General features: G+C 68.0%; 22 protein-coding genes, 1 tRNA gene and 1 riboswitch. Of the genes, 7 read left to right on the forward strand and 16 right to left on the reverse strand.

Annotated features, from left to right (window positions below; translation table 11 throughout):
* Window positions 1-323 precede the first annotated feature (323 nt).
* Window positions 324-1,058 (reverse strand): NlpC/P60 family protein, encoded by a 735-nt coding sequence (locus tag ASPU41_RS17330; protein ID WP_157357034.1) that lies wholly within the window; start codon window positions 1,056-1,058, stop codon window positions 324-326.
* Between the two features lie 4 nt (window positions 1,059-1,062).
* A riboswitch (cyclic di-AMP (ydaO/yuaA leader) is annotated at window positions 1,063-1,258 on the reverse strand.
* 148 nt (window positions 1,259-1,406) lie between these two features.
* Between ASPU41_RS17330 and ASPU41_RS17335 the strand changes: the two genes are divergently transcribed.
* Window positions 1,407-1,688 (forward strand): hypothetical protein, encoded by a 282-nt coding sequence (locus tag ASPU41_RS17335; RefSeq protein ID WP_069951968.1) that lies wholly within the window; start codon window positions 1,407-1,409, stop codon window positions 1,686-1,688.
* 14 nt (window positions 1,689-1,702) lie between these two features.
* On the opposite strand, the gene ASPU41_RS17340 is transcribed toward ASPU41_RS17335, so the two are convergent.
* The 3 genes from ASPU41_RS17340 to ASPU41_RS17350 all read right to left on the reverse strand — a co-directional run bounded on the left by ASPU41_RS17340 (window position 1,703) and on the right by ASPU41_RS17350 (window position 3,706).
* Window positions 1,703-2,380 carry a DNA alkylation repair protein gene (locus ASPU41_RS17340; protein WP_069951969.1) on the reverse strand — a complete coding sequence of 226 codons (678 nt, stop codon included), beginning with the start codon at window positions 2,378-2,380 and terminating at the stop codon, window positions 1,703-1,705.
* Between the two features lie 373 nt (window positions 2,381-2,753).
* On the reverse strand, window positions 2,754-3,074 hold the full coding sequence (locus ASPU41_RS17345) for a GYD domain-containing protein (protein ID WP_069951970.1): 321 nt from the start codon (window positions 3,072-3,074) through the stop codon (window positions 2,754-2,756).
* Window positions 3,075-3,247: 173 nt separating this feature from the next.
* Window positions 3,248-3,706: a universal stress protein gene (locus ASPU41_RS17350; protein ID WP_069951971.1), complete on the reverse strand. Its 459-nt coding sequence runs from the start codon at window positions 3,704-3,706 to the stop codon at window positions 3,248-3,250.
* A gap of 256 nt (window positions 3,707-3,962) precedes the next feature.
* On the opposite strand from ASPU41_RS17350, the gene ASPU41_RS17355 reads away from it, so the two are divergent.
* Window positions 3,963-4,520: a hypothetical protein gene (locus ASPU41_RS17355; RefSeq protein ID WP_069951972.1), complete on the forward strand. Its 558-nt coding sequence runs from the start codon at window positions 3,963-3,965 to the stop codon at window positions 4,518-4,520.
* Between the two features lie 2 nt (window positions 4,521-4,522).
* Window positions 4,523-5,071, forward strand: a complete 549-nt coding sequence (locus ASPU41_RS17360; RefSeq protein WP_157357035.1) for a hypothetical protein — start codon at window positions 4,523-4,525, stop codon at window positions 5,069-5,071.
* Here ASPU41_RS17360 and ASPU41_RS17365 read toward each other — a convergent pair.
* From ASPU41_RS17365 to ASPU41_RS17395, 7 genes are all read right to left on the reverse strand, one after another.
* The gene (locus ASPU41_RS17365) at window positions 5,068-5,580 is read right to left on the reverse strand and encodes a mycothiol transferase (RefSeq protein ID WP_069951974.1); all 513 of its coding nucleotides are present in this window, start codon (window positions 5,578-5,580) and stop codon (window positions 5,068-5,070) included. The two genes, ASPU41_RS17360 and ASPU41_RS17365, sit on opposite strands and share 4 nt — an antisense overlap.
* A gap of 117 nt (window positions 5,581-5,697) precedes the next feature.
* Window positions 5,698-7,542 (reverse strand): gamma-glutamyltransferase, encoded by a 1,845-nt coding sequence (ggt, locus tag ASPU41_RS17370; protein ID WP_069951975.1) that lies wholly within the window; start codon window positions 7,540-7,542, stop codon window positions 5,698-5,700.
* Between the two features lie 157 nt (window positions 7,543-7,699).
* Window positions 7,700-8,719: a phosphotransferase enzyme family protein gene (locus ASPU41_RS17375; RefSeq protein ID WP_083266591.1), complete on the reverse strand. Its 1,020-nt coding sequence runs from the start codon at window positions 8,717-8,719 to the stop codon at window positions 7,700-7,702.
* The gene (locus ASPU41_RS17380; RefSeq protein ID WP_069951977.1) at window positions 8,716-9,741 is read right to left on the reverse strand and encodes a phosphotransferase; all 1,026 of its coding nucleotides are present in this window, start codon (window positions 9,739-9,741) and stop codon (window positions 8,716-8,718) included. Before ASPU41_RS17380 ends, ASPU41_RS17375 begins: the two co-directional genes overlap by 4 nt.
* 10 nt (window positions 9,742-9,751) lie before the next feature.
* Window positions 9,752-11,623, reverse strand: coding sequence for an ABC transporter ATP-binding protein (locus tag ASPU41_RS17385; protein ID WP_069951978.1), 1,872 nt, complete (start codon window positions 11,621-11,623; stop codon window positions 9,752-9,754).
* Between the two features lie 77 nt (window positions 11,624-11,700).
* On the reverse strand, window positions 11,701-12,732 hold the full coding sequence (locus ASPU41_RS17390; protein WP_069951979.1) for a phosphotransferase: 1,032 nt from the start codon (window positions 12,730-12,732) through the stop codon (window positions 11,701-11,703).
* A complete protein-coding gene (locus ASPU41_RS17395) occupies window positions 12,729-16,187 on the reverse strand; it encodes a glycogen/starch synthase (protein ID WP_197515695.1) in 3,459 nt (1,152 codons plus the stop codon). The genes ASPU41_RS17390 and ASPU41_RS17395 overlap by 4 nt, the downstream gene beginning before the upstream one ends.
* Before the next feature lie 243 nt (window positions 16,188-16,430).
* Here ASPU41_RS17395 and ASPU41_RS17400 point away from each other — a divergent pair, with 243 nt between their 5' ends.
* Window positions 16,431-18,614: a transglycosylase domain-containing protein gene (locus ASPU41_RS17400; protein WP_069951981.1), complete on the forward strand. Its 2,184-nt coding sequence runs from the start codon at window positions 16,431-16,433 to the stop codon at window positions 18,612-18,614.
* A 55-nt stretch (window positions 18,615-18,669) separates the two neighbouring features.
* A tRNA-Lys gene (locus ASPU41_RS17405) sits at window positions 18,670-18,742 on the forward strand.
* 22 nt (window positions 18,743-18,764) lie between these two features.
* On the opposite strand, the gene ASPU41_RS17410 is transcribed toward ASPU41_RS17405, so the two are convergent.
* The 4 genes from ASPU41_RS17410 to ASPU41_RS17425 all read right to left on the reverse strand — a co-directional run bounded on the left by ASPU41_RS17410 (window position 18,765) and on the right by ASPU41_RS17425 (window position 23,501).
* The gene (locus ASPU41_RS17410) at window positions 18,765-19,070 is read right to left on the reverse strand and encodes a DUF3040 domain-containing protein (RefSeq protein ID WP_231941110.1); all 306 of its coding nucleotides are present in this window, start codon (window positions 19,068-19,070) and stop codon (window positions 18,765-18,767) included.
* A gap of 202 nt (window positions 19,071-19,272) precedes the next feature.
* On the reverse strand, window positions 19,273-20,583 hold the full coding sequence (locus ASPU41_RS17415; RefSeq protein WP_069951982.1) for a hemolysin family protein: 1,311 nt from the start codon (window positions 20,581-20,583) through the stop codon (window positions 19,273-19,275).
* A gap of 80 nt (window positions 20,584-20,663) precedes the next feature.
* Window positions 20,664-22,595, reverse strand: a complete 1,932-nt coding sequence (locus ASPU41_RS22260) for a plasmid pRiA4b ORF-3 family protein (protein ID WP_083266595.1) — start codon at window positions 22,593-22,595, stop codon at window positions 20,664-20,666.
* Between the two features lie 171 nt (window positions 22,596-22,766).
* Entirely contained in the window at window positions 22,767-23,501 is a 735-nt protein-coding gene (locus ASPU41_RS17425; RefSeq protein WP_197515696.1) for an NUDIX hydrolase, read from the reverse strand.
* Between the two features lie 109 nt (window positions 23,502-23,610).
* On the opposite strand from ASPU41_RS17425, the gene ASPU41_RS17430 reads away from it, so the two are divergent.
* Window positions 23,611-24,672, forward strand: a complete 1,062-nt coding sequence (locus ASPU41_RS17430; RefSeq protein WP_069951984.1) for an SPFH domain-containing protein — start codon at window positions 23,611-23,613, stop codon at window positions 24,670-24,672.
* Window positions 24,673-24,681: 9 nt separating this feature from the next.
* Window positions 24,682-25,581: a hypothetical protein gene (locus ASPU41_RS17435; RefSeq protein WP_069951985.1), complete on the forward strand. Its 900-nt coding sequence runs from the start codon at window positions 24,682-24,684 to the stop codon at window positions 25,579-25,581.
* A 54-nt stretch (window positions 25,582-25,635) separates the two neighbouring features.
* On the opposite strand, the gene ASPU41_RS17440 is transcribed toward ASPU41_RS17435, so the two are convergent.
* On the reverse strand, window positions 25,636-26,454 hold the full coding sequence (locus tag ASPU41_RS17440; protein ID WP_069951986.1) for a CPBP family intramembrane glutamic endopeptidase: 819 nt from the start codon (window positions 26,452-26,454) through the stop codon (window positions 25,636-25,638).
* Window positions 26,455-26,474 lie beyond the last annotated feature (20 nt).

Here is a 26,474-nt window from a genome sequence, read left to right on the forward strand (position 1 = left end):
ATCCTGATGATGCAGGTATCCCTGGACGGATTTTTCGAGGGCCCGGAGCATGACACGAGCTGGCACCGGGTCGATGAGGAACTGCACCGCCTCCAGGACCCTGGCCTCGGCCGGCTGGAAGACCGAGGCGGTCCACGACGTCGTCGCCGAGGAGGTGGCCAGGCTCAAGGCCGCTCCGGCTGCAGGAGAGCCGCACCTTCGGCAACGGTGTGGTGCTGCTGCGGTATTCCGTGGAACCGGACACCGGACAAGCAGAAGACCGGTGATCTGCTGCCCCCAAGGCAACCGATCGACCGGCCTTCCGTGCGCTGCTGGCGGTGCTGCTAGCCGGCGCGGACGAACGTCATGGGGCCGGTGGCGGTCAGCCAGGACAGCGGGTGCGTCACGGTGGAGTTGACGCCGTTCATGCCGCCGCTGATGGCCTGGCCGTTGCCGGCGTAGATGGCGACGTGGCCGGACTGGACGATCATGTCGCCGGGCTGCGGGTCGCCGACAACCTTGCCGTAGTTCAGGAAGGCCTGCGGTCCGATGTCACCGACCGGGATGCCGGCCGCGTTCAGGGCCTTCTCCACGACGGCGGTGCAGTCCTGCGTGATGCCGATCTGGCCATAGGCCACGGCCAGCAGGGTGGCGTTCACTCCGCCGGCGGCAGGGGCGGCAGCGGGGGCAGGCGCGGGAGCGGCCTGGACCTTTACGGTCGCCTTGGCAGCGGCGGGTGCCGCGGGGGCCGGGACGGCGGGGGCCTTCGGAGCGGCTACCGGCTTGGGTGCCTCCACCACGGGAGCCGGGGCAGTCTCAACGGCCGGGCGCTCGAAGGTGATCTGGACGGCTGAGTCCGCCAGGACCGGCGCGGAGACCTGGCCCTGGACGTCCACGGACGACGCCGGTGCGGAGTCGCGCTCGGTCGGTGCATCGGCTGCGTTGGCGGCCATGGCGCCGCTAAGCACCATTCCGGAAGCGGCGACGAGTACCGCGGCCTGGCGGCCGATGGTGCCGGCGGTGCGGCGCTTGCTGCGAAGGTCGGCGCGTTTGGGCGCACGGGTATTGCTAAAAGTCATTAAAGAAGCCTCTCCCAATGCCTGCGAGGTGAGCTGTCGGATTCGGATGGGAGGCACCCGGCCGCACGCTGGCCCGATCATTGCGGGCCGTGCGGCTTCACCCCAAGACCCCTGGAGAAAAGCGGGTCAAAAGTGGTTTCCCCGTCTCTGCCGGACGTTGCTGCGGGTTATCCCCGCGCCGCGGCAGAGTTAGGCAATCGGCTGGGGAGAGCCTGTCTCGGAAACAACAGGCACCTAACAACGGTAACGGAATGATTACGACAAGTCACATTGCGGTAACGGCATGAGGATGCGGCCCCAGGCATAGGATGATGCCATCACCGTTCCCCCGAAGCGGAGGCCCGAAAAATGAACAGCCCCGAAATCACCCGGCACTGCGTCGCGATCTGCCAGCTGAGCAATCAGCCGCAGGAGGACTTCAACGTCAACACCGAACTGGTGGTGCTGGAAAACGGGGAGGTTCACGTGGCCACGTGGGACGCTGAGCCGCGCGACGGAGGCTTCGACGTGCACGTCCTGAACGACCGCGTGGACGCCCTCGGCTTTATGGTGATCACCGACTGGGAGTTCTTCGACGAAAAGGCCTACGCCGTAGTGGAACGGCGGCCCAACCAGGGCAAGGCCCGCTGACCAGGGCGGGCCGGTCAGAATTCCAGCTCCGGCCGGCGCTTGGCCATTTCGGTAAGCACCACGGAGACCGCTTCGGCTGCGACACCGCGGTCGTCGTCCGGCCCGTCGTCGGCGCCGTCGTCGTCCGGGCCGTTTGACCGGGCCGGCTCAGCCAGGAGTGCGCGGGCGCGGCGCACGAACCGGGACCAGTCCCCTGCGCCGGCACGGAGCTCGCGCAGCGGGGACAGCAGGGCAGCTCGGCGCAGCCAGCCGTCGGGATCCCGCACCCAACGGTCCAGGACGCTGTCCGCGCGCACCCTGCCGACAGCGTCGAGTCCCGCGATCAGGGGCCCGACGACGTCGATGGCGAGCGGATCGACAAGGGCGGCCAGGCGTGCGCTCCGCACGAAGCCCTCGATCCGGGTAAGGTCTGTGTTGGACAGGCGGGGGACGCTGGATTGCAGGAGGACGACGGCGGCAAGGCGGCGTTCGAAGACGGGCTCCTCCCACAACTCGGAGCTGAGGGCGGTGATGTCATCGCGGGTCAGTTCCGGGTGCCGGCGGAGGGCGTCGCGGACTGTTCCGCGCACGGCTCCGACGGACGCGCCGTAGTAGCGGTGGCGGCTGCCGTGCCTTGCTTCGGCTTCCTCGGCGCGGCTCCATGATGACTCACGCTGGAGCGCCACGTCTATGAATTCGCCGGCATCGCTCATGGGGTCATTCTGTCGCATGCCGCGGCGCGCTAAATGTCGCAGGTGACCGGTGGCGTGTTTTTATGGACGCCCCGCGGCCACGGAAACCTGACCTACCCCAGCTTGCGGCGCCATTACCGGGGTCCAATAATTGACCCCGGGGGGCTCGAACGGAGGAATGACCGTGGACGACCCTAACGAATTCCTGGCGGCCGTTATGCCCCGGCTGGCGGAAGCACGGCGATGCCCTGCCGGACGGTGACAGCAGCTCGACCCTCCAACAGCTCGGCCGGCTTGGACAAAACAGCAGCAATCCCGAAAAGGCCGGATAGCTCCCAGCCCGGTTTCCCCCGCACCTCACCTGGTGGATCCGTGCGGGGCGGCTGAAGCTGCCCTACTGCCCGGGGGCCCGGTAGGAAGGCGTCTTCTTTGCCGCTTCGTCAAGATCTTCCGGGGTCATCAGGGGTTTCAGACGCACGTTCACGGAGCCTGTCGAATTGATCATGAGCGAGAGCGCGGCGGCGTCGGCCGCCCCCGGCACCTCGAAGACCCCCAGCACGTCGGTGTCCCCGAAGGCATAGTAGAAACATTCAAGTGAGCCGCCGACAGATTTGAGGGCTTCAACGAGGGCATCACGGCGCTTCGTGCCCCCTTCGCGCATGAGGCCCTTGATGCCCTCGCCCACGTAGTTCGCTTCGAACAAATATTTGGCCATGGCCGTTCCCGTCCCGTGATGTCCAGGACTGGGGCAAACCGAAAGAGTGTCCGACTCTTCCGGGGCAGGTCCCGGAGTGGTCCCCAGAGTGGGGCTGTGGGCACATCGTAGGCCGTCCCCTTCGCCCTTACAACGGTTGCCGCATGTGCTTGCGCCGCGCTGCGGTTCACACCCTACGAGGCCTTGGGCCGGACGACCAGGACGGGGCACGGCGCATGGCTGACGACCTGGGCGGAAACCGAGCCCAGGCGCAGAGCGGGAAACCCGCCATGCCCTCGGGAGCCAACCACGACGAGATCCGCGCCCCTGGCGGCGTCGAGCAGTGCTGACGCCGCTGAGTCATTGTGAACGACCTGGCCGGTGGCGGCCACCCCCTCAGCTTCCGCGGTCTTCAGAGCGGCGGCCAGGAGTGACTCAGCTATTTGTTGGGGCGAATCCTCAGCCACGATTTCACCGACGGCCGTTTCCAGCACGGCCGGATACCAGGCGAGCGGCGGTTTACTCCAGGCCGTGACGAGACGGATCTGGCCGCCGCGCTGCTTGGCCTCGTCCACAGCCCACGCCAGGGCATTTTGAGAACTCTCCGAACCGTCAAAACCCACCACAATCACGAACGAACCTGTAACGGTCATTGTCTTTCCATTCCCTAGCTGCAGTAAGCCCTGGACTTTTCAGTCTCTGTGTCCGGGAAAGTCAGTGTCAAGGTCCGCCCGGTATACCCGGCCGCCCCACGATCCCGGGAGCCGACGACGGGTGGACTCTATGACAACATGCCCCCAACCACTATTCTCGTGCCATGAGAGATGGGGGCGCTTTGCGGCGAGGGGCCTCGCGCCAGCCTGGCCGCGACCGTCCACGCGGTTCGGCGCCACGGTCTGCGGCTGCCCCATGAACGACACCGGCGCCCCGGCTCATGACAATTACGACGCCTTCCTGGCGAGGCTGGACGCTGCGACAACAAGCCTCAGCACACGGGCGGCGTCGCTGGACCGGGCGTTTGCCGCCGTCGCGTTGCTCCTGGGCCCCTACGAATCCGCCGTCCGGAGCTGGGAACGACGGCGGCATTACGTCAGCGGGCAGCTCGCCCGGCACTGCGGATCGGCAAAGTCCTACACCGCGCTGAGCGATCTCCACGACGTGGCAGCAAAAATGGAATCGATGCTTCGCGGCCGCGTCCAGAGCGTCTCGGAGAAGTTGTCGGTTATGCAGGGCCGTCGGGAGGCGATCGACAATTCCCTGCTGGAGCTTGAACTGAGCAGGGTGAAGCTGAATGCGTCCCGGTTGCTGGCACAGGACCGCGAAAGGTTGAGCAGCATCTTTTCTGCACTCACCGGCTCAACTTCTGCCACCCCGGCCCTGCCGGACCTGGGTCTGCTGAGCGATCTCAAAGAAGCACGCGAGGCAGTCATTCTGGCCGAAGCACTGATGGAAGTGAAGGGGTACTAACCATGGAAAGTTTACCGCACGCCCAGCCCCGCAAGAGCACCGTGGCAGTTGTCCGTTGGTCAAAGAGGCCAGCGGAAAATCCCGTGGTCAGGTTCATCCTGCTGAGCATCTTCGGTTTGATCCTCTGCCTGTTCCTGATGATCTTTATGCCAGGCCTCAGGAGCGGCGGCACCGTGGCCCTGTTCACGCTCGCCTTCGCGACACTGCTCACAATTCCCACGATCTCGGGTCAGCGGACGTTCATGCGGGGGCTCACCAGGAGAGTCAACGACACCATCGCCGAGGTGACAGACTCCCCGGGCGACCACTTGTCGGTCAGGGATTTCCGGAGGATGGTCAAGAGCGGCGAACAGCTACCGCTCCTCGTCGGCGGGGTGGCCGGGTTGAACCTGCAGGTGGAACGGCTTGCAGTGGTGGAGCCGAATGCCCCGCAGAAGTGGCTGGCCGTCTTCACTGTGGTCGCGCCCGAGAACGGGGCCGCAAGTTTCGATCGGTTGGTTGCCGCAGCCATCGACGCCGACCCCGGCGCTGCCGGCACCACTGCGTCCTAGGCCGGGCGGGCGGGGTTCAGGCCCTTGGCATACGCGGCCTGTCCGACGTGTTGGAGGCAGTCGGCAATCGTGCTGACCAGGCGCACTCCCAGCGTTACGGGCGGGTCCCAGCGGGTGTCGACGATGCGGTCGAAGTCCTCGTCGCCGAGGGTTGCCAGGAACTCCGCCGTCTGCCGGTGAACGGCGTCGTAGTATTCGAGCAACAGCTCCGGGGTGGCCTTCACTTTGTCGACTTTGTCCGAAGAATGGCCATAGCCGGTGTCTCGTTCGGGCAGCGGCAGATTGAAGCGTACGGCGAACCCCTGCGAGGTCCAGACCTGTTTCAGGCCGGCGGCCGAGGCGAGCTGCGCATCCTCCACCCGGCTCAGATGCCAAATCAGCCAGGCAATGGAGTTCCCGTTTCCTGAGGGCCGTCGGAGCAGCGCCTCCTCCCGGGCCCCGTCAAGAGTGTCGGCGACGGCCTCGCGGATGCGGGCGAAGGCGTCCAGCAGAAATTCGTTGGATTTCATCGGGTCCCCTCACGGCGTATTTACGGTGAGCCCCCATGCTTGCATGGATGCAGCACCACGAGATAGGGCGCTCGCCCCGCTTCCCGTGCTGCAGCACAGGGCGCGCCCCGTGGCGTTTCACGGCTTCGGCGACGGCTTGAGCACCATCGCCGAGCCGCCACCGCGCCTCACGGGCTCGGCGGCTGCGACCATGCGCCCGTCGGGCAGGAACTCGATGGCGGTCGCGGCACCGATCTCTGCCGCCGAGGTGAATGCGTCGCCGGACGGCGTGAACTGATGGCGGTACGGCGCGAGCTCGCCGCCATACGCGTCGATGAATTCCGGCTCGGCCGTGACGTTTTTGGTGTTCCGTTGCGAGGCCCGCGGTGCCGCGATCGCCTCCGAAATGCTCATGCCCAGGTCCACCCGGTTCAGGATCGTCTGCAGGACGGTGGTGATGATCGTCGAACCGCCGGGCGATCCCAGCGCGAAAAACGGCTCATCATCCTTGAGCACGATGGTGGGAGACATGGACGAGCGTGGGCGTTTCCCCGGCTCGATCCGGTTCGGGTCGCTCGGGTCGTAGACCGTGGAGAAGTCGGTCAGTTCGTTGTTGAGCAGGAAGCCGCGGCCGGGGACCACGATGCCGGACCCGCCGGTCTGCTCGATCGTGAGCGTGTACTCGACAACGTTTCCCCACTTGTCCGCGACCGTCAGATTGGTCGTGGAGATGTTCTCCGTGTCCTTCTCGTCGGCGGGCGCCGCGGCGGGAGCAGGGCACACGCCGTCGTAGGTGGACACGTCACCCGGCAGGACGGGCTTATCAGCCGCCTGCAGCGGGTCAATCCGGCAGGCACGCTCCTTGCCGAACAGCGGATCCGTGAGCGCTCCGGTGGGGACGTCGCCGAACGCGGGGTCGCCCACGTACTTACCGCGGTCCGCAAAGGCCAGCGCGCTCGCCTCAAGGTAATGATGCAGGGCGCCGGGTCTGGACATCTCGGAAAGGTTGAACGTGTCAAGGATGTTCAGCGCCTCGCCGGCCGTGGTGCCGCCGCTGCTCGAGGGAGCCATGCCGTAGACGTCCAGGCCGCGGTACTCGACGTGCGTGGGGGCCTGATCCAAGGCGCGGTAGTCGGCGAGGTCATCCGTTGTCAGAAAGCCGACCGGGACGGGCAGCGTTGTGCCGGCAGTCTTGGGCGGCGCCTGCACCGTGGCCGCGATCTCGGCCGCAAGGGCGCCGCCGTAGAAGCCGTCCGTGCCCTGCTTCGCAAGGAGCCGGTAGGTAGCGGCCAGGTCGTGGTTCTGGAAGACACTGCCGACGGCGGGCGCGTCGCCGCCCGGGAGGAAGAGCGAGCTCGTCGAGGTGAAGGCCCCGAACCGGACCTCGTTGTCGAGGGTCTGCTGGCGGAATGTTTCGTCGACGACGAAGCCACGGGTCGCTACCTTGATCGCAGGTTTGAGCGCAGGTTTGAGCGCATCGCCCAGGCTCAGCGTGCCCCACCGGTCGAGGGCGCGCTCCCACGTGGCCGGCGTGCCGGGGACCCCCACGGAGACGCCGCTCGTGACGAGGTCGGGCGTGAAGCGGTAGGGCTGGCCAGTCATTGGGTCGATAAACGCGTCGGTCGGCATGTCTGCCGGCGCGGTCTCGCGCCCGTCGATTGTGCCGACCTCCCCGGTCTTCGCGTCGTAGAACACGAAGTAGCCTCCGCCGCCAATCCCGGCGCTGTACGGCTCGGTCACGCCGAGTGTCGCGGCTGCGGCGACGGCGGCGTCCGCCGCGTTGCCGCCCTTGCGGAGGACCTCGATCGCCGCTGCGGATGCCTCCGGGTCCACGGTGCTGACAGCGCCGCCGTACCCGGTGGCGGTCGACTCCTTGAAGGTCTCCCGCGGATCGGCGAACGCGGGAGCGGCGACGGCGCCGCCCGTCACGCTCAGGGCCAGAGCGGCAGTAACGGCCGCCAGCCCACGTGTCACAGATGCCATGATCGCTCCCGAGTCCTTGTGATGCGTGTTGACAGTGATTGTCACGCTACTACGCCGCGGTGCGACACTCAACAGCGCGGGCCGATAGGACGGGATGAGAATTCCTCCCCGGAAATTGGATTCGTAGCCGGTTGGCGTGCCTTGGCTGCTCCCGGGTTCAGGGGCGTGCTGATCCGATTGGGCCGAGGGCCGCCTGCCGGCAGGCGGCCGCCAGGGCGTCCCGGTGCCCGTCCAGCCAGGCGAGCCGGTGGTCCTCCAGGCGGATCTTTTCGTGGTCGTTGTCGGACAGGGTTTCCCCGTCCCGTATCCGGCTGCGCCGCCCGAGGCCCCGCTTCAGCCGTTTGGCCTCGAGCAGCAGCGGCAGGGCTTCGACTTCTGCCGCTGTGGGTGGCGTCTCCCGGCTGTAGGCGGCGAGCAGCTCCGTGACGCGGTTGAGATCCAGCGCGACCTTGTGGTCGGCCTGGCCGGTGCGGGTGTAGACCTTGCCGGCGTCGTGAACGGCGACGGCGAGATCGAGCACCCGGATGTCCGGGTGGGAGCTGTCGAAGTCCAGGACCCCCACCACCTGGTCGCCGCGGAAGACGAGGCTGCCGCGGCGGGCGCCGCCGTGCACGACCACCCGGGGAAGGTCCGGGAGCAGGCCGGTCAGTCGCTCCACCAGGTGCGCGGTCCTGTCCTGGAGGGCGGGATCCACCTCCGGTTCAGCGGCCCGGCTGCGCAACTCGCCGAGCACGGCCGGCTCGGCCGCCGGCGCGGGCTGATCGGCGACGACCCGGTGGTAGCGGGCGAGCGTCCGGCCCAGAGCATGCAGGTGCGCCCGCGAGCCGTCGTCGAACGGCTCCCCCTCGACGCCGCGGGTTGCGATCCAGAACCGGCCGAAGAGCTCGACATGGTCGGCGCCGGTGCTGGCCGGGACCACCTCCGGTGCCGGGAACCCGCGGCTTCGGAGCAGCCGCATGAGGGCCAACTGGCCAGCGAGCTCCTCCAGCGGCTTGGACCGGTAGGACCGGCGCAGATAGTGGACGCCGGCCGCGGTTGCCAGGCGCAGGTGTTCGTTTTTGCCGCCCGGCACCGGGCTGACCGAGGTCCAGCCGCCCAGCGGCCACTGGATGGCGAGCTCGGCCAGCGGGAGCTCCTGACCGGCGCGGTCCAACAGTGTCCCCCCGGATAGCATCATGCCCCGGCCCTTCCTTCTGCCACCCGGTAGAACTCGTCCCGGTACAGCCTGAATTCGGCGTCGCCGTCATCACGCCAGTCCGCCTCCCCTGTCTTGACGCTGCGGTTGAGGCTGTGCAGGATGTGGCGCGCCCAGTGGAAACGCAGGTTCGCCAGCCGGTCGCCGCCCGCGGCTTCCCGGTAGGCGCCCAGGAACGCCGCACTCGCCTGGTTGGCCCGGCTGACATCACCGGTGGCGTCATGCACGCCCACCCGCAGCCGGTGCAGGAACTCGGCAACATCGCGTGCGGGGTCCGCCGGTGCGCTGCGGTCGAGGTCAATCACGGTCACGATGTCCTCGGTCAGGAAGACGTGGATCGGCCGGTACTGCCCGTGGCTCTGGGCCAGGACGCCGTCCACGGTGTCGCGGGTGAGGTCGTCCAGTCGGTCGAGCATGGCCAATCCCGTGTCCAGGTAGCCGGGGCGCTCGGCTGCCACCTTTGCCAGACGCTTGGCCATACTGGTCAGCTCGCCCGTGACCAGGAGGGATTGCGGGAGCCCGACTCGAAGGTCCGCCCCGTTCAGGTGTGCCAGCCATGCCCCGGCCCGGGCACAGGCCGCTGCGAGCTCCGCGCCGTCGCTGCCGAGCAGGTCCGACAGCGGCCTGCCCGGCGCGCCGCGGCAGAGCAGGACCTTCTCCTCCCCGTACCAGGCCAGCGGCTCGACCGCCTGGAACGGGGCTCCGGCGCCCAGTCCCGCGGCGCGGAGCGCCTGCAGCTTCGTGTGCACCGCAGGGCCGTCCTCGAACGGGAACAGTTTGGCGAACACGGGGGCGCCGCCGTCGAGCTCGATCCGCACGGTGGCGGCCCCGGTACCGTCCAGCTGGATCACCTCTGTGGCCCACGATCCCCCGGCCGGCGCGTCCGCGCCCAGGTGGGGGCGGACATAGCGCTCGAGGAATTCCGTGCTGCGGACCCGTTCGGCACGGTCGGCCTGCTGCTCCTTCACGTGGCGGTACTGCGTGTGGTTCTGGGTACGGTCCATACGTCCTCCGTTACGGGGAAGGGGTTGTCGGCTTCGAAAGGCGGGTTGTGGGCTGGTCCATTCCGACGTCGCGGGGTGGGGCCGCGTGGCGGCCATAGCCTGCCGCGCTGTGGTCCAGGAGCGCCCGGTGGTCGGTGATCCCCTGGAGCAGGCACATCTCCGCGTAGAGGCCGCCCGCCGCAATCAGCCTCCGGTGCGTACCGCGTTCCACCACCCGCCCCGCGTCCAGGACCACGATCTCGTCCGCGGTCATTGCCGCCGCCATCCGGTGGGTGATGATCACCGTGGTCCGTCCGGAGCTGACCTGCCGAAGGGCGCGCAGTACGGCGTCCTCGGACCGGGCGTCCAGGCCGGTCGTCGGTTCATCGAGCACCAGGATCGGGCAGCCCTGCAGGACCGCCCGGGCCAGTGCTAGCCGCTGCCGTTGCCCGCCGGACAGTGTCGCACCGCGTTCGGCCAGGACCGTCTCGTAGCCCTCAGGCAACGCCTGCACGAAGTCGTGGGCCTGGGCCGCGCGGGCGGCGAACTCGACCTCTTCCGCGGAGGCGCCGGGACGGGCGTATGCGATGTTGTCCCGGACGGAGGCCCGAAACAGCAGGGCATCCTGGGTGACCAGCCCGACCTGGGTGTGCAGGCTGGCGCCGGTGAGATCGCGCAGGTCCGCATCGTCGAGGAGGACACGGCCGCTGGTGGGGTCCTGCAGCCGGCACAGCAGGGCAGCGATCGTCGACTTCCCCGCCCCGGTGGGCCCGACGACAGCGAGGGTGGTGCCCACCGGTACCGTCAGGTTGACGTCCCGCAGGACGGGCTGGCCCGCCGTGTAGGCGAACCCGACCCCGTCCAGGCTGAGCCCCTCCCGTGGCCGGCCGGCCGTGCGGGCATCGGGCTTGTCCTCCACCTCCGGCCGCCGCTGGAGGGTGTCGGCGATGCGGGCAGCGCGGACGCCGGCGCGGGTCAGTTGGGCGGGAAGCTTGGACAGCGCCCGGGTGGGTCCGAAGAAGTCACGCAGATATGACGTGAAGATCACCAGGTCACCCGGAGTGAGGACACCGGCCAGCACGCGCTCGGCCCCGAGCCAGACCAGGCCCGCGATCGCCACGGCGACCACCGAGTCCACGGCGGCCACGAACGCGGCGCTGGTGCGGGCGGAGCGGAGCACAGCGGCGACGGCAGCGTCCGAACGGCTCCGGAAGCGACAGGACTCGTGTCCTTCCCGCCCGGTGGCCTTGACCAGTTTGACCGCCACCAGCGATTCCTGCGCCACCGCCGCAAGATCCCCCTCGATCGCGCGCGAATCCTCCTCGACCGCCCTGATCCGGGCGCGGAAGCTGGCCACTGTCAGCAGGAGCAGGGGCAGCACCAGCAGCAGCGCCGCGCTGAGCTCCCAGTCCAGGACCAGCAGCACCCCCGCCATGCCGGCCAGCGTGAGCACGTTGGTCGCGGCGTCGACGAGCGTCACGGTCAGCAGCGCGCGCACCTTGTCGATGTCCCCGGTCAGGCGGGTCGTCAGCTCACCGGTCGGTGTCCGCTCGTGGTACGCGAGCGGCAACCGCTGCAGATGGTCGTACAGCTTCGTGCGGAGCGCGGCGGCCACCCGCTCGCCGACCACGGTCTGGGTGTAACTACGTGCCGCCCCCACGAGGGAGTCCAGGACGGTGATGCCAGCCAGCGCCAGGACGACGAAGACGAGGATCTGTTGTACGTTCCGGCCGGCCGAATCGCCGGTGGGGAGCAATACCTCGTCGAAGAGAAATTTCAGCGGCCACGGCTTGAGCAGTGCAACGCCCGTCCCGACGACTGCCAGCAGCCCGGCCAGCAGGCAACCGGCCCATTGCGGCCGCAGGAAGGGGCCGAAGGTCCGCACAATCGCGCCGGCGCTCATGACCGGCCTGCCGGAGGCGCCCCCCGTCCGGGGAGCCGACCGACGGTGATGAGGCGTGATCCAGGTGCCGGCTCCACTCATCGGTATCCGCCTCCCGCCGCGGCCTCCACAGCAGATTCCCAGCCGACGAGCCAGTCCGGCACGAACGACGCGTTCCCGACCGGGCGGACCACGAGGCGGTAGAAGAGGACCTCGGCGAAGGTTCGGGCCACGTACGCCGGGGCGGACCGGACGGCATCGGCTCCGCCGCCGGCGTCGGCGTAGCCGTCCAGGAAGGCCTCCACCCAGGGCGCGGCGGCGTCCAGTCCCCCGTGCCGTGCGGCGCCCATGGTCAGGGCCTGCCCGATGAAGTGGCCGAGGTCCCGGGCGGCCGGAGCCCGGGCGGCCCGGTCGAAGTCGATCACAACGACGCGGTGTTGGTCCAGATGGATGTTCTTGGGCTGGAAGTCCCCATGGGTCACCACCCGGGAGCCAACGGCGCCGGCCAGGCCCGCCAGGGTCGCCTCGGTCAGCTCGTCCAGCCGGCCGGCAGCCTGCGGCAGCAGCTTGGCAAGCGCCCCGGCGTACTCGGTGAGCTTGGTCCGCTCAAAGTCCGCCGGCAGCTCCGGCACCTGCACGCCGCGGACGCCGTGCAGGCGCGCCAGCCAGCGGCCGGCCCGCGCGGCCTCGGGTGCGGCTGTCCCCGGGTCGCCGTCCAGGAGCGAGTGGAGCGTGGCGGCCGGCGCCTCCTCCATCGCGAGGAGCTGCCGTTCCGGGTCGAAGCCATAAGGCGCCGGGACCTGGTGCTCGACGCCGTCGAGGCCCGCCTGACGCAGCTCGCCCAGCAACCGCCACGCCTGCTCGCCGCCTCCGGCCCGGTACCCCTTGCCGATCACCGCCAGCGGGGCCCGGGGGCCCTGCCCGGTGTCGAAGGTGACCGTCCACCTGACGACCGGCCGGCTGCGGGAGGCGTGCACCACCGAGCGGGTGACCACCTGCACCTGCCCGGGGGGCAGGGCATCCAGCGGTGGCGGCGTGACCAGCAGCGACTCGGCGATTGCGAGCCGTACAGCCCGCGGCGCCGTTGCAGCCGTGGCCGTGACCGAAACGGCGCCGGCGCCGGCGCTCACCCCCGGCCTCCAGCCTGGCCGCGGGCGGTCAGGCCGGCGAGCCGTTCCCGACCCGTCTGGAGGGCCCGCGCCGCGGTGTCGTCGTCGATCTCACCCACGCCGATGAGCAGATGGAAGGACCGCGCTCCGGCGCGCACCCGCACGAGCACGCCATGCCCCGGGTCGGGCCCGGAGGAGTCATCCCAGGCGGTGTCCTCGTCGTCGGCCAGGGCGATCCAGACCCCCGCCCCGCGGTTGCAGGCGCCGCGCCAGCTCCGTCCCCGCTGGCGCTGCAGCCCGGCCACACCGTGGCGGAGCAGCCGGTAGTAGTCCGGCGAGAGGCAGGCCTCGACGGTGAGCCCGGGTGCCGCCGCGGGCAGGTCATAGGCGACCAGCAGCGAGGGACTCGCGTCGTCAAGGACGATCCGCTTGCGGAGCCCCAGCAGCGGACTGCCCTCCTGCGCGTTCGCCAGCTCCACCCGAATGGCCCCGTCCGCGGCATGGATGGCCACCTCGTGCCGGTCATGAACGCCCCCAGCGTCGGCGAGCGCACCGGGGTGGTTGCCCGGGACGTCCATATAGCTGTTCAACTCCTCCTGACGGTTCCAGTCATCGGTGGGGTTCCCGATCACCAGCACACCGCCGTCCGGGCCGCGGCATGCCAGGTAGACCAGGCGCCCGCCGCACGCCGGGGCCAGCACGGCGAAGAGGTGCTCGCTCCTCAGGACCAGCTCCTCCGTGCCGTCGTCGTCGATGTCGACCAGTTCGGCACCGAGCTCTCGGGCCGGGCCGCCGAACCACCGGGCCGCGGCCGCCAGCACTTCGGTGGCGCGCCCATGGCTTGCCACCGCCTTGGCCCAGGCGGCCGGGGGACGCTCCGGCAGGTTTGTGTCGTGCCAGGCCGTCTCGTACCCCGAAGCCAGCAGGTGTTTCCAGGCCAGCGCGGTCAGCCGCGGTTCGGCGCCGGCACTTTCCGCGACGGCGACGGCGCGGCGGGCCCGGGTGAGATGCTCCTGATACGGGCGCCAGGCCTGGTCCTGGCCCCAGCCGCGGTAGTCCTCCCCCGCGTGCCAGTCCTGTGCCAGTTCCACGAAGGTGCCGCGCTCCACTTCGCGGACGCCGGGGACCCGACGGCGCTCGCGGAGCCACGAGGGCAGATCCACCGGTATCAGGTGCGGCTGGGTGGCCAGCCAGCGCAGGAACTCCTCGTACCGCCCGAGCGCACTGGGGTGCCACGGACCCACCCCGGCGCTCTTCTCCATGTCGTCGGCGTACACCAGGACGGTGTCATCGCCAGGGGCGGTCGGCAGTTCGGCCGCGCGGGAGAGGCTGCGCCAGTGCCTCCGGTCCTCCGGGGGAATCCAGTAGCGCAGCCGGGTCGACATCGGCACAACCTGCAGGCCGTTGCCGCCTTCGATGCGGTACGGGCGCAGCGCATCGGCCGGCGGAGGACTGGCCGGATCGGCCCCGTCGAAGTCCGCACGGTCGCTGCCCCCGTGGGCGCCGTCGGTGGGATAGAGCAGCCGGTCGTCGAGCAGGACGTACCGGTAGCCTCCGTTGGGCAGGGCCGGGTTTGTCAGGGTCCCGGCCAGGCGTTCGGTGTCCCACACCCGTTCTGGGACCCAGCAGATCTCCAGGTCCTCCGGCGCGCACCCCAGGTGACGCCGGTAGAGCCAGAACAGCTCGTGCAGCTGCCGCCGGTTGTACTCCGCGTCGAAGGCGGTCAGGACGTTTTCGGAGTAGGTTCCGCCGACGAGCGAGAGCAGGCCGATGTCGCGAAGCCGGCGGACGTCGTCGAGAAACCAGGGGTGGTGCCAGGCGACCGCTTCAACCATGGTTCCGGACAGGTGGATGGCGACCGGGGTGCGGTACTTCTCGTGCAGCTTCAGCAGCGCCGCGTAACCGGTCACGATCTGGGTGAGGCCCTCCCGGTCCTGATAGCCGTCTGTGACCAGATACTGGTTGGCGTGGTGGACAAGGGCCAGGGGAAGCGGGGCCGGGCGCGGCCTCGACCGGGGCGCCGGGGCGCCAGTCCGCGGGGCGCCGGGCCGCACCGCGCCGGGAACGACGACGTCGGCGGCGCGGGCGACGTCGGCACCGCACCGCGAGCGCACAGCCTCGTCGTAGAGGGCGACGTATTCACTGGCGGGCGCCCGCCAGGAGAAGTCCGCCGCCATCACCCGCTGCTGCAGCCGACGCCACTCGGGCTCGCGCCGGTAGACCGCGAGCGCGCTGTCGACCGCCGACAGCATCGACGCGACACGGCGCTGGACGAACACGAACCCCAGTCCCGCGGCCGGATCCTCGGCGTAATCCGTCACCGTGTCCGCGAGGCCCCCGGTACGTCGGACGACGGGGACGGTGCCGTACCGCAGGGCGATCAGCGGTGTCAGCCCGCACGGTTCAAAGACGGAGGGTGCCAGGAAGAAATCCGAGCCTGCGTAGACCTGCCGGGCCAGGGATTCGCGCGAGTCGGGGTGGTACGCCACATTGCCGGGGAGACGCCGGGCCGCGGCCTGCAGCTCACGCCGGTACCGGAGCGCACCCTCGCCCATCACCACCACCTGGGCTCCCCGGGCCACTATCTGGTCCAGTGCCGAGGACAGCAGTCCGACCCCCTTCTGCGACACCAGCCGGGCCACCATGCCGAAGAGCGGACGCTCCGGGGCGCGCTCCAGCTTGCTGATCCGCTGCAGGGCCTCCTTGTTCGAGGCCTTTCCGGCGATGAAGGAGCCGTCATAGCGGGTGTCGATCCACGGGTCCCGCTCGGGGTCGAATTCCTCGTAGTCGACACCGTTGAGGATGCCCCGTGCGGTATCCCCCCGGGCGCGCAGCAGTCCGTCCATTCCGGCCCCCTGGGCCGGCGTGAGGATCTCCTGCATATAGCGCGGGCTGACGGTGTTGACCCGATCGGCGAAGGCGATGCCCCGCTCAAGCAGGGTCCCGGCCGGCGGCAGTCCTATCAACTGGTCGGTGGCAGCCCCGACCCGCCCCTGGTAGGCGATGTTGTGGATCGTGAAAACGATCCCGGTGCGCTCCAGTGCACGCCGGTGCGGTCCCTGCCGGGCGTCCTGGGCCACCAGCCCGCAGTGCCAGTCGTTGCAGTGGATGAGGTGGGGACGCCACGAGTCCTGCGCCGCCAGCGTCGTGACGGCCTTTGAGAACAGCACGAATGGCATGACGTCGTCGTCCTGGTAGCTGTAGGGGACCTCACGGTCGAACCACCCCGGAAGGTCCAGGGTGACGACGTCCACTCCGCCCAGCGGCGGCAGACGGCGGACCACGACGCGCTCGGCGACCGGGCCGAACGGCACCTCGAACGCCAGCACCTTGCTCCCGCCGAGCCCCCGATACCCCGGGATCACCAGGCGGACGTCGAAGCCGAGATTGGCCAGCCTCTTCGGCAGCGCACTGCTGACGTCGGCCAGCCCGCCCACCTTAACGAACGGATAAGCCTCCGCGCTGGCGAACAGCACGCGCTGAGTCTTTGGCGGCGGGCTGTGGCCGCCATCAAGCACGGTGTCCATCACGGGGTCCGCGAGTATTCGAATGGAGCCGGAATCGGCATTTTCCCACCTCACTCCAAGTCGCTGGAAAGTCCATCAGCGTTTGTTGTGTGGAGACAGTCTTGTCCCGTCCGAAGAGGAGTGTCAACATCAAAGCCAAAGGTGATGACGCCGGCGGAATACCGGGCGGCGGAATACCGCTAGGAGCAAGAGATGGCTCGATCCGGATCGCGGCTGGCCAAGGCCCTCCGAAGGGTGCTCGGGTACTTCACGGTGAGCGCGGTCTGCGGCGTACTGGCCGCCAGCCTCGTGGTTCCTGCCGTCGCCGGGGCGGCTGTCGCGCTGCGGGAATCGATCGTGTTCTTCAATGGCCTGCCGTCCGAATTGAGAGTCGATTCGCCGTCGCAGTCGACCACGGTTTTGACCTCGGACGGGAAGCTGATCGCCACGTTTTACGCGGAGAACCGGGTGAAGATCAGCCTGGACCAGATGTCCCCCCACATCAAGGACGCCATTGTCGCCGTCGAGGACCGCCGCTTCTACGAACACGCAGGGATAGACCCCCAGGGGATTCTTCGCGCCCTGACATCGAACCTGACCAGTGGCAGCAGGCAGGGAGCCTCAACCCTGACCCAGCAGTATGTCACCAACATTCTCAATGAGTCCCTGATGTCGGCGGACAAGGGAGACCGGATCGTCCTCAGCGGGCAGAAGAGCGTCGGCGACAAGGTCCGCGAAATAAAGCTCGCGCTCGAACTGGAGAAGAAGTACACGAAGGACCAGATCCTCGAGGGCTACCTGAACATCGTGTTCTTCAGCCGGGATGCCTACGGAATCGAAGCCGCGTCGCGCCACTTCTTCAGCACCACAGCCAAGGACCTGACCCTGCCGCAGGCAGCCCTCCTCGCCGGCATGGTGAAAAGCCCCAGCTTCTACAATCCGGCCGTCTACCCCGACAACGCCCTCGCCCGGCGCAACCAGGTCCTCGACGCAATGCTCGAGGTCGGCCACATCTCCCAGGCAGAACACGATGCCGCCGCCGCCGCCGGGGTGGAGCTCAACATCACGCCGGGGAAACAGGGGTGCGCCGGTGCGGAGATGGCACCGTACTTTTGCGACTACGTTTCGCACCTCATTCTCAACAACCCGGCCTACGGCGTCGACCTGGCCACCCGGGTCAGCAGTCTGTACCGCGGCGGTCTGACCATCACCACCACGCTGGACAGCCGGCTGCAGCTGGCAGCGCAAGCGCAGGTTGATGCCACGGCGGGCGCTAACCCGGACAAGTGGGGCGCGTCGCTGGTCTCCATCGGTCCGGGCACGGGGAAGATCCTGGCGATGGCGCAGAACACCGTGTTCCTCCCGGAACCCGGGAAATTCGATACCCAGCTGAACTTCAACGTGGATTCCAAGGACGCCAAGGGAAATGACCTGAACGGCGCCGGCGGATTCCAGCCCGGATCCACCATGAAACCGTTCACTTTGGCGCAATGGCTCAACGAGGGCAGGTCCCTGGCTGACACGGTGGATGCCTCCCGGCGGACGTATCCCCTCGATTTCCCTTGGAAGTCCAGCTGCGGCGAGGTGCTCGGTGCCTACAACACGAAGGAGAAGAACCGCGGCGCGGCGGACGACCTGCAGAACAACGACGACGGTTACTACCACAAAATGCGCGTCGACTACGGGTTGTACAACTCCATCAACACCGCCACCTTCGCGGAGGCCGCCCAGCTGGACTTTTGCGGCATCCAGAAGATGGTGGATGCCGCTGGAATCCACAGCGGTCTGGATCACGCACCGGTCAACATGCATCAACTCGGCAACCTGCTGGGGGCGACTGGCGTGGCGCCCCTCGTTTTGGCCAATGCCTTTGCCACCTTCGCCAACGACGGCACGTACTGCGAGCCCGTCGCCATTGTGGCAGTGACCGACTCGGCGGGACAGCAGTTCCCGGCCCAGACCACATCCTGCCGTGAGGCCATCAAGCCCGACGTCGCCCGGGGCGTGAACTCCGTGCTCCAGGACGTGCTGAAAAAGGGGTCAGGCATCTACATCAAACCCAAGGTCCACACCCGCTTCCCGGTGGCGGCTAAGACCGGCACCTCAAACACCAACGGCGCCACCTGGGTGGTCGGCTACACCAGCGGCCTGGCCACAGCATCCTTCTTCGGGGACGCCCTGGAAGGTCAAAAGCGGCCCGGCCAGAACATCACCGTCAACGGCAAGTTCTACAAAAGCATTGACGGCTATATGCTCGCCGGCCCGCAGTGGGCGAACTACATGCTCGAGGCCGGCGGACTCTATCCGGCGGAGCGATTCCCGCCGCCGCCGGAGGCGATGACCCAGAAACCTGATCGGGACGACGATGACGATGACGACGACGACGACCGGGACTGAACCGCGCACGGGCAGGCACCGCGCCGACGCCGCCATCGGCGCCGGCCGGCCTCCTGCACCCGTAGCTCAGCGGGCAGAGCAGTGGATTTTTGATCCTCGGGTCATGGGTTCGAATTCCACCGGGTGCACCCCAACTTCGTGGCGGATGGACTAGGTAGTTCCGGGTTCAGGCCCTGACGGGGACGATTTCCCCTCGCTCTGGGGGTTGATAAGGAACCCGGGCCCATCGAGCGGGCGGTAGCCGCTGAGGAACCAGTGGGCGCCGGCGCCCATCAGGAGAAAGCCGATGACGCCGATGATTGTGAGCTGGGTGATGATCCCCGCGATTATCAGTGCGAAACCGGCCAAAGCGGCCAGGATACCGAAGACTGCGCGGGCAGCCATCCCGCGCGGATGTCCGGACTGCAATTCGAGGTTGAGGTCCGGGTCGCTTGCGGCCAGGTCCTGTTCGAGCATTTCAAGTCGTCTGCGCTCTTCATCCGACAGCGGCACGGGATCCTTCCTCCCCGAAAGTGCGGCCGGAAACCCAGAGCCGGAACCATGGCGCCGACTCCCCGGCCATGGGCACGGGACGTGCTTGCGTCTATTATCTGCCTGTTTCCGGACACTATCCAGAGGCCCGCCCACGGATCGCCCCCGGGCACCCACGAGGTATTATTCAAGGTTCCTCCGGATGCGAATTCGTGGCGGTCACCCGGATCCGGGCAACGCGCAGGCCGCCCCCGCCCATCGCGACCACCGTCAACACGTGGTCGCTCACTTCCACCCGATCCCCCCTGCGGGGCAGGCGGCCCAACCGATCCATGACAAATCCGGCGACTGTCTCGTAGTGACCGTCTGGCAGTGCAATGCCGGTCACCGACTCAAACTCCTGCAGAATCAGTCCGCCGTCGACGTCGACGGATCCGTTGGCCACGCTGACGCGATCCTCGTGGTCGGCCCCGGTGTCGTACTCGTCGTAGATTTCACCCACCAGTTCCTCGACCAGATCTTCCAGGGTGACGATGCCGTCCGTGCCGCCGTACTCGTCAACCACCAGCGCGATGTGATGACCCAGCCTGCGCATTCTGGCCAGTGAAGGCAGGACCCTGTTCGTTCCCGGCAGCGGAAGGATTTCCCGAACAATTTCGTTCACGGTCCGCTCGTCAAAGTCTTCTTCATGCCGGGGCATCAGGTCTCGAATGTGGACGAATCCGAGGACGTCATCGGCGGTCCGGCCAATCACCGGATAGCGCGAGTACGGGCCGTCCTTGACCATGCTGCGTGCGGCCGCAATGCTCAGTGTGCCGTCGATGAAGGCCACCTCCGTGCGGGGGCGCATGACTTCCTGCAGCGAACGGTCCCCCGCCCCAAACACGTCCTTGAGGATGCTTCGGCTGTTTTCCTCCAGCATGTCGCTCTGTGCAACCATGTCCCAAAGTTCCTCGGAGCTGACACTGTCCTGTTTGGCGTTGGGATCCCCGCCAAATAGCTTGACCAGGGCATTGGTTGACACGGACAGAATCCAGATGACGGGTCGCATGATTTCCGAAAGCATGATCAGCGGAGGGGCCAGAACCTTCGTGAAGCCAACAGCGTTCTGCATCGCCAATCTCTTGGGCACCAGCTCACCCAGCACCAGGGACAGATATGCCACCAGCAACGTCATGCCGATAAAGGACGCCGGCTCGGCCGCAGGACCCAACCCCAGACCTGCCAGGAGGGGCTCTATGTCGGGTGCAATCGTGGAAGCACCGTAAGCGGCTGAGAAAAAGCCCGAAAGCGTCACACCAATCTGGACGGTGGAGAGGAATCGGTTGGGGTTCCGCGCCAAGGCGGCAGTCTTGGCCCCGCCCCTCCCCGCCTTCTCTATCAGGCGCACCTGACTTTCGCGAAGCGACACCAACGCCATTTCCGTACCTGCGAAGACCCCTCCCAACAGCACAAAAAAGAGAACCAGGAAGAAATTGCCCAAGGTGCCGCTGTCCATGAACCGACCCTACCGAACCCCACAGATAGCTGGCAGCCCGAGGGGCACCCAATCTACAGGCATCGGCCAGTCGGCAGTGATCAGAAAATGACGTCGGCGAGGTCCTCGTTGGCTTCTTCCACGTCAAAGGCCGTGGGGTCCAGCGTGTCTCCCGGCAGCATTCCGAGCCATTCCCGGTATTCCTTGTGGTCTTCGTGGCGGGGATCATTGACCGCCTGGACAATGTTCGCCCACCCCGCGGTGCCGCCGCTGTCCTCCACCGGCGCCGCGCCGCGTCCCGAGGTGCACCGCGGAAGCTGCCCGCCGCCGTCGTCGTCCGCCAGAACTTTCTCTACCTTGAGGGCGAGCACCCAGTTGTCGCCAAAGTCGTAGGTGTAGCTCATGGTGCTTCCCACAGCAGGCATCAGTTCACCGACTGTCGCCTTCGATTCGTCGCGGGATGCATGACCGTAGAAATCGTCCTCGCCGTCCGGATTCAACGGCGCATACGCCCGTCCGCGGAATCCTCCGATCCGGAACTCGTGCAGGTGATAGTCGAGCCAGCCGAACAGTGCCTGGATCGCCTGGTGCAGTTGAGGGAGCGGCATGCCGGCCGGAACCAGGATGCGCCGCCAAACGGGCGGTTTCGAATCGTTGAGCGTGATCTTCAGCTGAAGAATTGGCGTAGCGGCAGGCCGCGCTGCTTCCCGGGCCGGGGACATTGCCGGGGCCGGAGCTGTCGGCTCCTGAGCTGCATGGCTGTGCCCGGTCGGTTCGACCTCGATATCGTCCGGGTCCGACCCGAGGCCCAGGTCAGCCAGCACCCAGTCGTCGTCGAAGACATTCGCAACGCACCGGATGAGGGCCGGCGGGACCCGGAAGTGGGTGTCGATGGTCAGCAGCCCCAGCTCCGCGAGCTCCTCCATCCGGGTCAGGGCCACGCCGGTCAACAGGCCCGCCATGGCCCGTTCCGCGGGCGGCGCGTGGTCCGGGGCGGCAAGAACCCGTGCCTTCTCCGGCGGGTCCGCCGTTGCCGCGGCGAGCAGGATCGATGCCTGCAGCCCCGCTACCATCCTTTCCCACGGCTGCGCCGGATCCCATCCGAGCACGGCTCTGTCCAGGAACTGGTCAACGAAGAACACCATTTCCTCCAGCCGCTCCGAAGGCCCCCCGGTCAGGAAGACGCCGGCATCGGCCAAGGGAGTTGCCTTCGTCGGCTTGATCTCAATGAGCTCGGCCGCTTCCAGCGCGTTCCAGAGCTGCGCCAGCAGCGGCACCTCGTACATGCTCCGGACCGTCGGCACGGGGCCATCGGTACCCGCTGTGCCCGGAAGCGGGAAGCCGGACCGCTGCCTGCCACCCCTAACGGCGACGCCGACACAGGCAGCGGCCGCTTCAACGTCGCGCAGGCGGAGGGCGCCGGTGGCCGTGACGGGTTTCCCCTCTCCGATCCACTGGAGCAACGCGGTGGCCCGCCGGATGAGCGGCAGCCCGGCGAAGGCAGCCAGGGCCTCCCGGTCGGGGACGTCCGGTACGTCGATGAAACCCTGGCCGCCCTCATCCTCCGCGGTGGTGTCCAGGAAGGCGAGCACTGCCGCCAGTTGATCCTCGGAGCCGCTCCACCGGCCGGTGTCGACGAGGAATTCGACGAAGGCGCCAACGGAGTGAACGACGTACGTGGTGCCATCGAAGCCACCCGTTTCGCCAGCCGGGGCGCTGCCGTCGTCCAACGCGGCCTCGATCTCCTCCGAGACGGCGACCGACAAACCGGCAGGTTCCAGGCTCGTCACGTCGGCCGCGGCCATGCATTCCATATAGCGGCCCATGACTGCCTTTATCGGCACCAGGCTCTCCAGGGCGGCAGCAGCCGAGCCGGGTGATACCTCCTCGAACCACCGGACAAATGCCGGAGTGAGCACGTCCACGGCACGGCCGGCCCGGAACGTGCTCAGGGATTGGGGTGCGGAGGACCGGGCGCCGGAGCCTCCCGCCCCGCCCGCGCCCTGATGCCGGTTCCTGCTGTTTTTACTCATGGTTCCCTGCCTGGTCGCGAACTTTTTTCCTACGACGACGGTACTGAGCCTGCGGGCGGCATGCCAGTGCCGTTCGTGAATGCCCCGCAACTTTTCAGGAGGCCGCCACCCGCGGGGAACTCAGCAAGCGACAGGCCACGTCTGGGACACGTCGCCCCTGGACCTCAGCGGTCAGTCGCGCGGCCGCATGAGCGGTGGGTTGAGCACGGCCCGCGTCGGCTGACCGGCGGCCGGGCGGGCGGCCCCGGCCAGCCGGAAAAGCGCCGCAGGGCGGCCGGTCTCGCCCGTCGTCATCCGTCCCGTGTCTTCCAGAAAACCGGGCGTTCCCGTGGCCTTGCGGTGGAAATTCCGGGCGTCCAGACGCACGCCCCAGACGGCCTCGTACACAGCCCGGAGCTGGGCGACGGTGAACTCCTCGCCGCAAAAGGCCGCCCCCAGCGGCGAGTATTCGAGCTTTGACTTTGCCCGCTCCAAGGCGTCGGCGAGGATCCGCTCGTGATCGAAAGCGAGCTGAAGGTCGCCATCTTGGACCTGGCCCACCGGGTACCAGGCGGCGTGCTCGGCGTCGCTCCCGGCGGACAGGACGGGAAAGTTGGGTGCCAGCAGCAGGTGGGCCACCGTGAGCACATCCCCGCGCGGGTCGCGCCCCCTCGGGCCGTAGCTCCCCAGCTGTTCCAGGTGGCCCGGGACCTGCTCGACGCCGGTTTCCTCCGCCAGTTCGCGGCACGCCGCCGTCACCAGGTCCTCGCCGGGCAGCACGAAACCTCCCGGCAGTGCGAGCATTCCGCGGAAAGGCTCGATCAGGCGGGTGACAAGCAGGACGTTCAGGACGTTGTTGGCCACGGTGAGGGCGACGACGTCGACCGTCACCGGGAAGCGAGCGGGCGCCGGGTGGGATTCAGGCATGAACCCATAGTAGGTAGTTATCGTCACCTTGACAATAACGATGAGCGGGCCCTAGGGTTTGGTTATCGTCAACCTGACGACAACATCGAACGGTTTAGGAGTATCCCAAATGGCCAGCATCAAGCGCTACCCCTGGATCAGCCACTTCCTTGGCAGCCCCACCGGCCACGTCGTCCACCTGCAGAAAGGCACGGTCAGGCACCAGGGTGTTGGCCAGGCCTTCTGGTTCCGGCCGGCGAATTCGGTGCTCAGCGAGGTTCCCGTGGATGACCAGGAACTGCCGACGCTCTTCCACGCCATCACCCGTGATCACCAGGACGTGAGCGTCCAGGCAAACGTCACCTACCGCTTCATCGACCCGGTGTCCGTCTCCACCCGGCTCGACTTCGGCCTCCAGCCGGCCGGCTCGGCCCAGGCGGCCGGGAAGGAGCAGGTCGCCACCATCATCGGCCAGCTGTGCCAGAGCCACGCCATCGACCAGATCGCCACCACCACGCTCGCCGAAGCCCTGGAGCGCGGGGTCAGCCAGCTCCGCAGCGTTCTCACCGCAGCACTCCGCGCGGACACCCGGCTCCTGTCCACCGGTATCGAGATCCTTGCGGTGCAGGTTCTGGCGGTCCGGCCGGAGGCCGACGTCGAGAGGGCACTGCAGACGCCGGTCCGGGAGCAGCTCCAGGCCGAAGCGGACCGGGCCGTGTACGAGCGGCGGGCCGTCGCCGTCGAGCGGGAACGGACCATCTCCGAGAACGAAATGGCAAGCCAGATCGAACTGGCGACTCGTCGCGAAAACCTGGTCGCCCAGGAAGGCGCCAACGCCCGGCGCCACGCCGAGGAAAGGGCCGCGGCGGGACTCATCGAGGCACAGGCCTCGGCCGAACGCTCGGGCATCAGCGCCTCCGCCGAGGCGAACCAGATCCGGCTCGTCGGCGAGGCAGCCGCGGCGCGCGAGGCCGCCACCATGGAGGTTTACCGGGGCGTGGAACAGGCCACCCTGCTGGCCCTGGCACTCCGCGACGCAGCCGGATCACTGCCCAACATCGGCAACCTCACCATCACCCCGGACCTGCTTAGCGGGGCACTTGCCGGGCTGTTCCGGGAGCCCGCAGGCGGCCCGGTCCCGGCTGCGGCAGCCGGCGTCAGCGCTGCGGCAGCCACCCGGGCCGGGAAGTAGGATCCGGAGATGGCAACCCCCCGTCTCGTCATCGTCCACCGGCGGACCGAGCTCCAGGAACTCCTGGACCGGCACGCCACCCGCGGCCAGGCCGAATTCTTCCTCCGCACCCGCGGCCGCACCCTCCAGGATGTCCAGGAGCGCCACGACGGGCTCACCGCGGCCCTGGCGACCATCCGCTCCGCGGTTCCTGCCGAGTGGCGCCACGCCGAGGTGGAGCGCGCGGACCTGAGCCGCTTCCTGCTCACCCCGGAGGACATCATCGCGGTGGTGGGCCAGGACGGGCTGGTGGCCAACGCGGCGAAGTATCTCAACGGCCAGCCCGTCATCGGGATTGATCCCGAGCCGGGAGCGAATCCGGGCGTGCTGGTCAGACACACGCCCGGCGCGGGGGCAAAGCTGCTGCAGGCGGCCGGACAGGCCGGCCCGGCGGAGCGGCTGCGCTGCCAGGAACTCGCCACCGTGACGGCACGGCTCGACGACGGGCAGGAACTCTCTGGGCTCAACGAGGTTTACATCGGGCACGCCTCGCACCAGTCGGCCCGGTACCTGCTCACCGCCCCGGACGGCCGGGCCGAGCGCCACTCCTCTTCGGGCCTGATCGTCTCCACGGGCACGGGCGCGACCGGCTGGTGCGCCTCGATCGCCCTGGAACGCGGAGGACGCGCCTTGCCGGCACCCACGGATCCCCGGCTCGCGTGGTTCGTCCGCGAGGCCTGGCCCTCCCCCATCACCGGAACCGCGCTGACCGAGGGTGTGCTGGGCGCGGGCGAAACACTCCGCGTCACGGTGGCATCCGACCAGCTCGTGGTGTTCGGGGACGGCATGGAAGAGGACCGCCTCACCGCCTCCTGGGGCCAGGAAATCACGGTCCGGTTGGGCGCACGGCCGCTGCGGCTGGTGGGGTAGGTCATCCAGCCCGCTGAAAGTCGCCTTGCCCTAGAGCGTTTCGCGGAGCCGTGATCAGTACAGAAAGATCGGCAGCCAGTCGCGATTGTGCGCGTGCACCAGCGCGAGGAACAGCACGAAGTCAAAGAGCAGGTGCACCGTCACGACGTAGGTGAATGACTTTGTCAGCTTGAACGTGTAGCCCTGCAGCAGCGCGAACGGGAACGTCAGCAGCGGGCCCCAGGCCTGGTAGCCGATTTCCCACAGGAAAGACGAAAAGATCACGGCCTGCAGGATGTTGGCGAGCCAGTCCGGGAAGTGCCGCCGGAGCAGGGTGAAGGTGGTGCAGATGAAGAACAGCTCATCCCAGATTCCAACCGCGTTTACGCCGAGGAAGAGCCGCCAGAAGATGGTGGGTTCGGAGGCGTCCGGCCAGTTTTGATACACCCCCGTGCGGATCAGGTAGGCAGGCAGGATCAGGTAGGCGAGTGCCACGACACCGAGCAGGTACACCTTCGCCGCCAACGGCCATTTGTGTCCCGTTTTCACCGGGAAGGTGATGAGCTTCTCGCGGTAGGCGAACCGCGACACCAGCCACGGCACGAGCACGGCCAACGCAAGGACTCCACCCATCAGCGCCATGTGCGTCAGGCTCAAATCAGCGTTCAGGGGAACCACGCTGATGACAACCATTCCCACCGCCACCAGCGCAAGGTGCCGCAGGAATTCGCGGTCGATCAGAGCGGCAGAGACCACGCTCGACGCGAGCATGCCGTAGCCGGCGAGGTCATTTTCGACGCCGAAAAGCAGCACTCCGGAGACCGAGAGCAACACTGCCGGCACAAGCTTCCGGGTCAGCGCGGTGCGCGGCGGTTCCGTCGAGATCGTTCTCACCCCACAAGCATGTCAGCGCC

The sequence above is a fragment of the Arthrobacter sp. U41 genome (assembly GCF_001750145.1).
GTDB lineage: Bacteria > Actinomycetota > Actinomycetes > Actinomycetales > Micrococcaceae > Arthrobacter.

What these genes read in the sequence shown, in the direction of transcription:
- ASPU41_RS17425 (WP_197515696.1), bottom strand. Translation starts at nt 23,501, where the DNA reads ATGCCTGAATCCCACCCGGCGCCCGCTCGCTTCCCGGTGACGGTCGAC.
- ASPU41_RS17400 (WP_069951981.1), top strand. Translation starts at nt 16,431, where the DNA reads ATGGCTCGATCCGGATCGCGGCTGGCCAAGGCCCTCCGAAGGGTGCTC.
- ASPU41_RS17335 (WP_069951968.1), top strand. Translation starts at nt 1,407, where the DNA reads ATGAACAGCCCCGAAATCACCCGGCACTGCGTCGCGATCTGCCAGCTG.
- ASPU41_RS17415 (WP_069951982.1), bottom strand. Translation starts at nt 20,583, where the DNA reads ATGGACAGCGGCACCTTGGGCAATTTCTTCCTGGTTCTCTTTTTTGTG.
- ASPU41_RS17430 (WP_069951984.1), top strand. Translation starts at nt 23,611, where the DNA reads ATGGCCAGCATCAAGCGCTACCCCTGGATCAGCCACTTCCTTGGCAGC.
- ASPU41_RS17340 (WP_069951969.1), bottom strand. Translation starts at nt 2,380, where the DNA reads ATGAGCGATGCCGGCGAATTCATAGACGTGGCGCTCCAGCGTGAGTCA.
- ggt (WP_069951975.1), bottom strand. Translation starts at nt 7,542, where the DNA reads ATGGCATCTGTGACACGTGGGCTGGCGGCCGTTACTGCCGCTCTGGCC.
- ASPU41_RS17380 (WP_069951977.1), bottom strand. Translation starts at nt 9,741, where the DNA reads ATGGACCGTACCCAGAACCACACGCAGTACCGCCACGTGAAGGAGCAG.
- ASPU41_RS17410 (WP_231941110.1), bottom strand. Translation starts at nt 19,070, where the DNA reads ATGCTCGAACAGGACCTGGCCGCAAGCGACCCGGACCTCAACCTCGAA.
- ASPU41_RS22260 (WP_083266595.1), bottom strand. Translation starts at nt 22,595, where the DNA reads ATGAGTAAAAACAGCAGGAACCGGCATCAGGGCGCGGGCGGGGCGGGA.
- ASPU41_RS17360 (WP_157357035.1), top strand. Translation starts at nt 4,523, where the DNA reads ATGGAAAGTTTACCGCACGCCCAGCCCCGCAAGAGCACCGTGGCAGTT.
- ASPU41_RS17355 (WP_069951972.1), top strand. Translation starts at nt 3,963, where the DNA reads ATGAACGACACCGGCGCCCCGGCTCATGACAATTACGACGCCTTCCTG.
- ASPU41_RS17350 (WP_069951971.1), bottom strand. Translation starts at nt 3,706, where the DNA reads ATGACCGTTACAGGTTCGTTCGTGATTGTGGTGGGTTTTGACGGTTCG.
- ASPU41_RS17365 (WP_069951974.1), bottom strand. Translation starts at nt 5,580, where the DNA reads ATGAAATCCAACGAATTTCTGCTGGACGCCTTCGCCCGCATCCGCGAG.
- ASPU41_RS17345 (WP_069951970.1), bottom strand. Translation starts at nt 3,074, where the DNA reads ATGGCCAAATATTTGTTCGAAGCGAACTACGTGGGCGAGGGCATCAAG.
- ASPU41_RS17435 (WP_069951985.1), top strand. Translation starts at nt 24,682, where the DNA reads ATGGCAACCCCCCGTCTCGTCATCGTCCACCGGCGGACCGAGCTCCAG.
- ASPU41_RS17330 (WP_157357034.1), bottom strand. Translation starts at nt 1,058, where the DNA reads ATGACTTTTAGCAATACCCGTGCGCCCAAACGCGCCGACCTTCGCAGC.
- ASPU41_RS17375 (WP_083266591.1), bottom strand. Translation starts at nt 8,719, where the DNA reads ATGATGCTATCCGGGGGGACACTGTTGGACCGCGCCGGTCAGGAGCTC.
- ASPU41_RS17385 (WP_069951978.1), bottom strand. Translation starts at nt 11,623, where the DNA reads ATGAGCGCCGGCGCGATTGTGCGGACCTTCGGCCCCTTCCTGCGGCCG.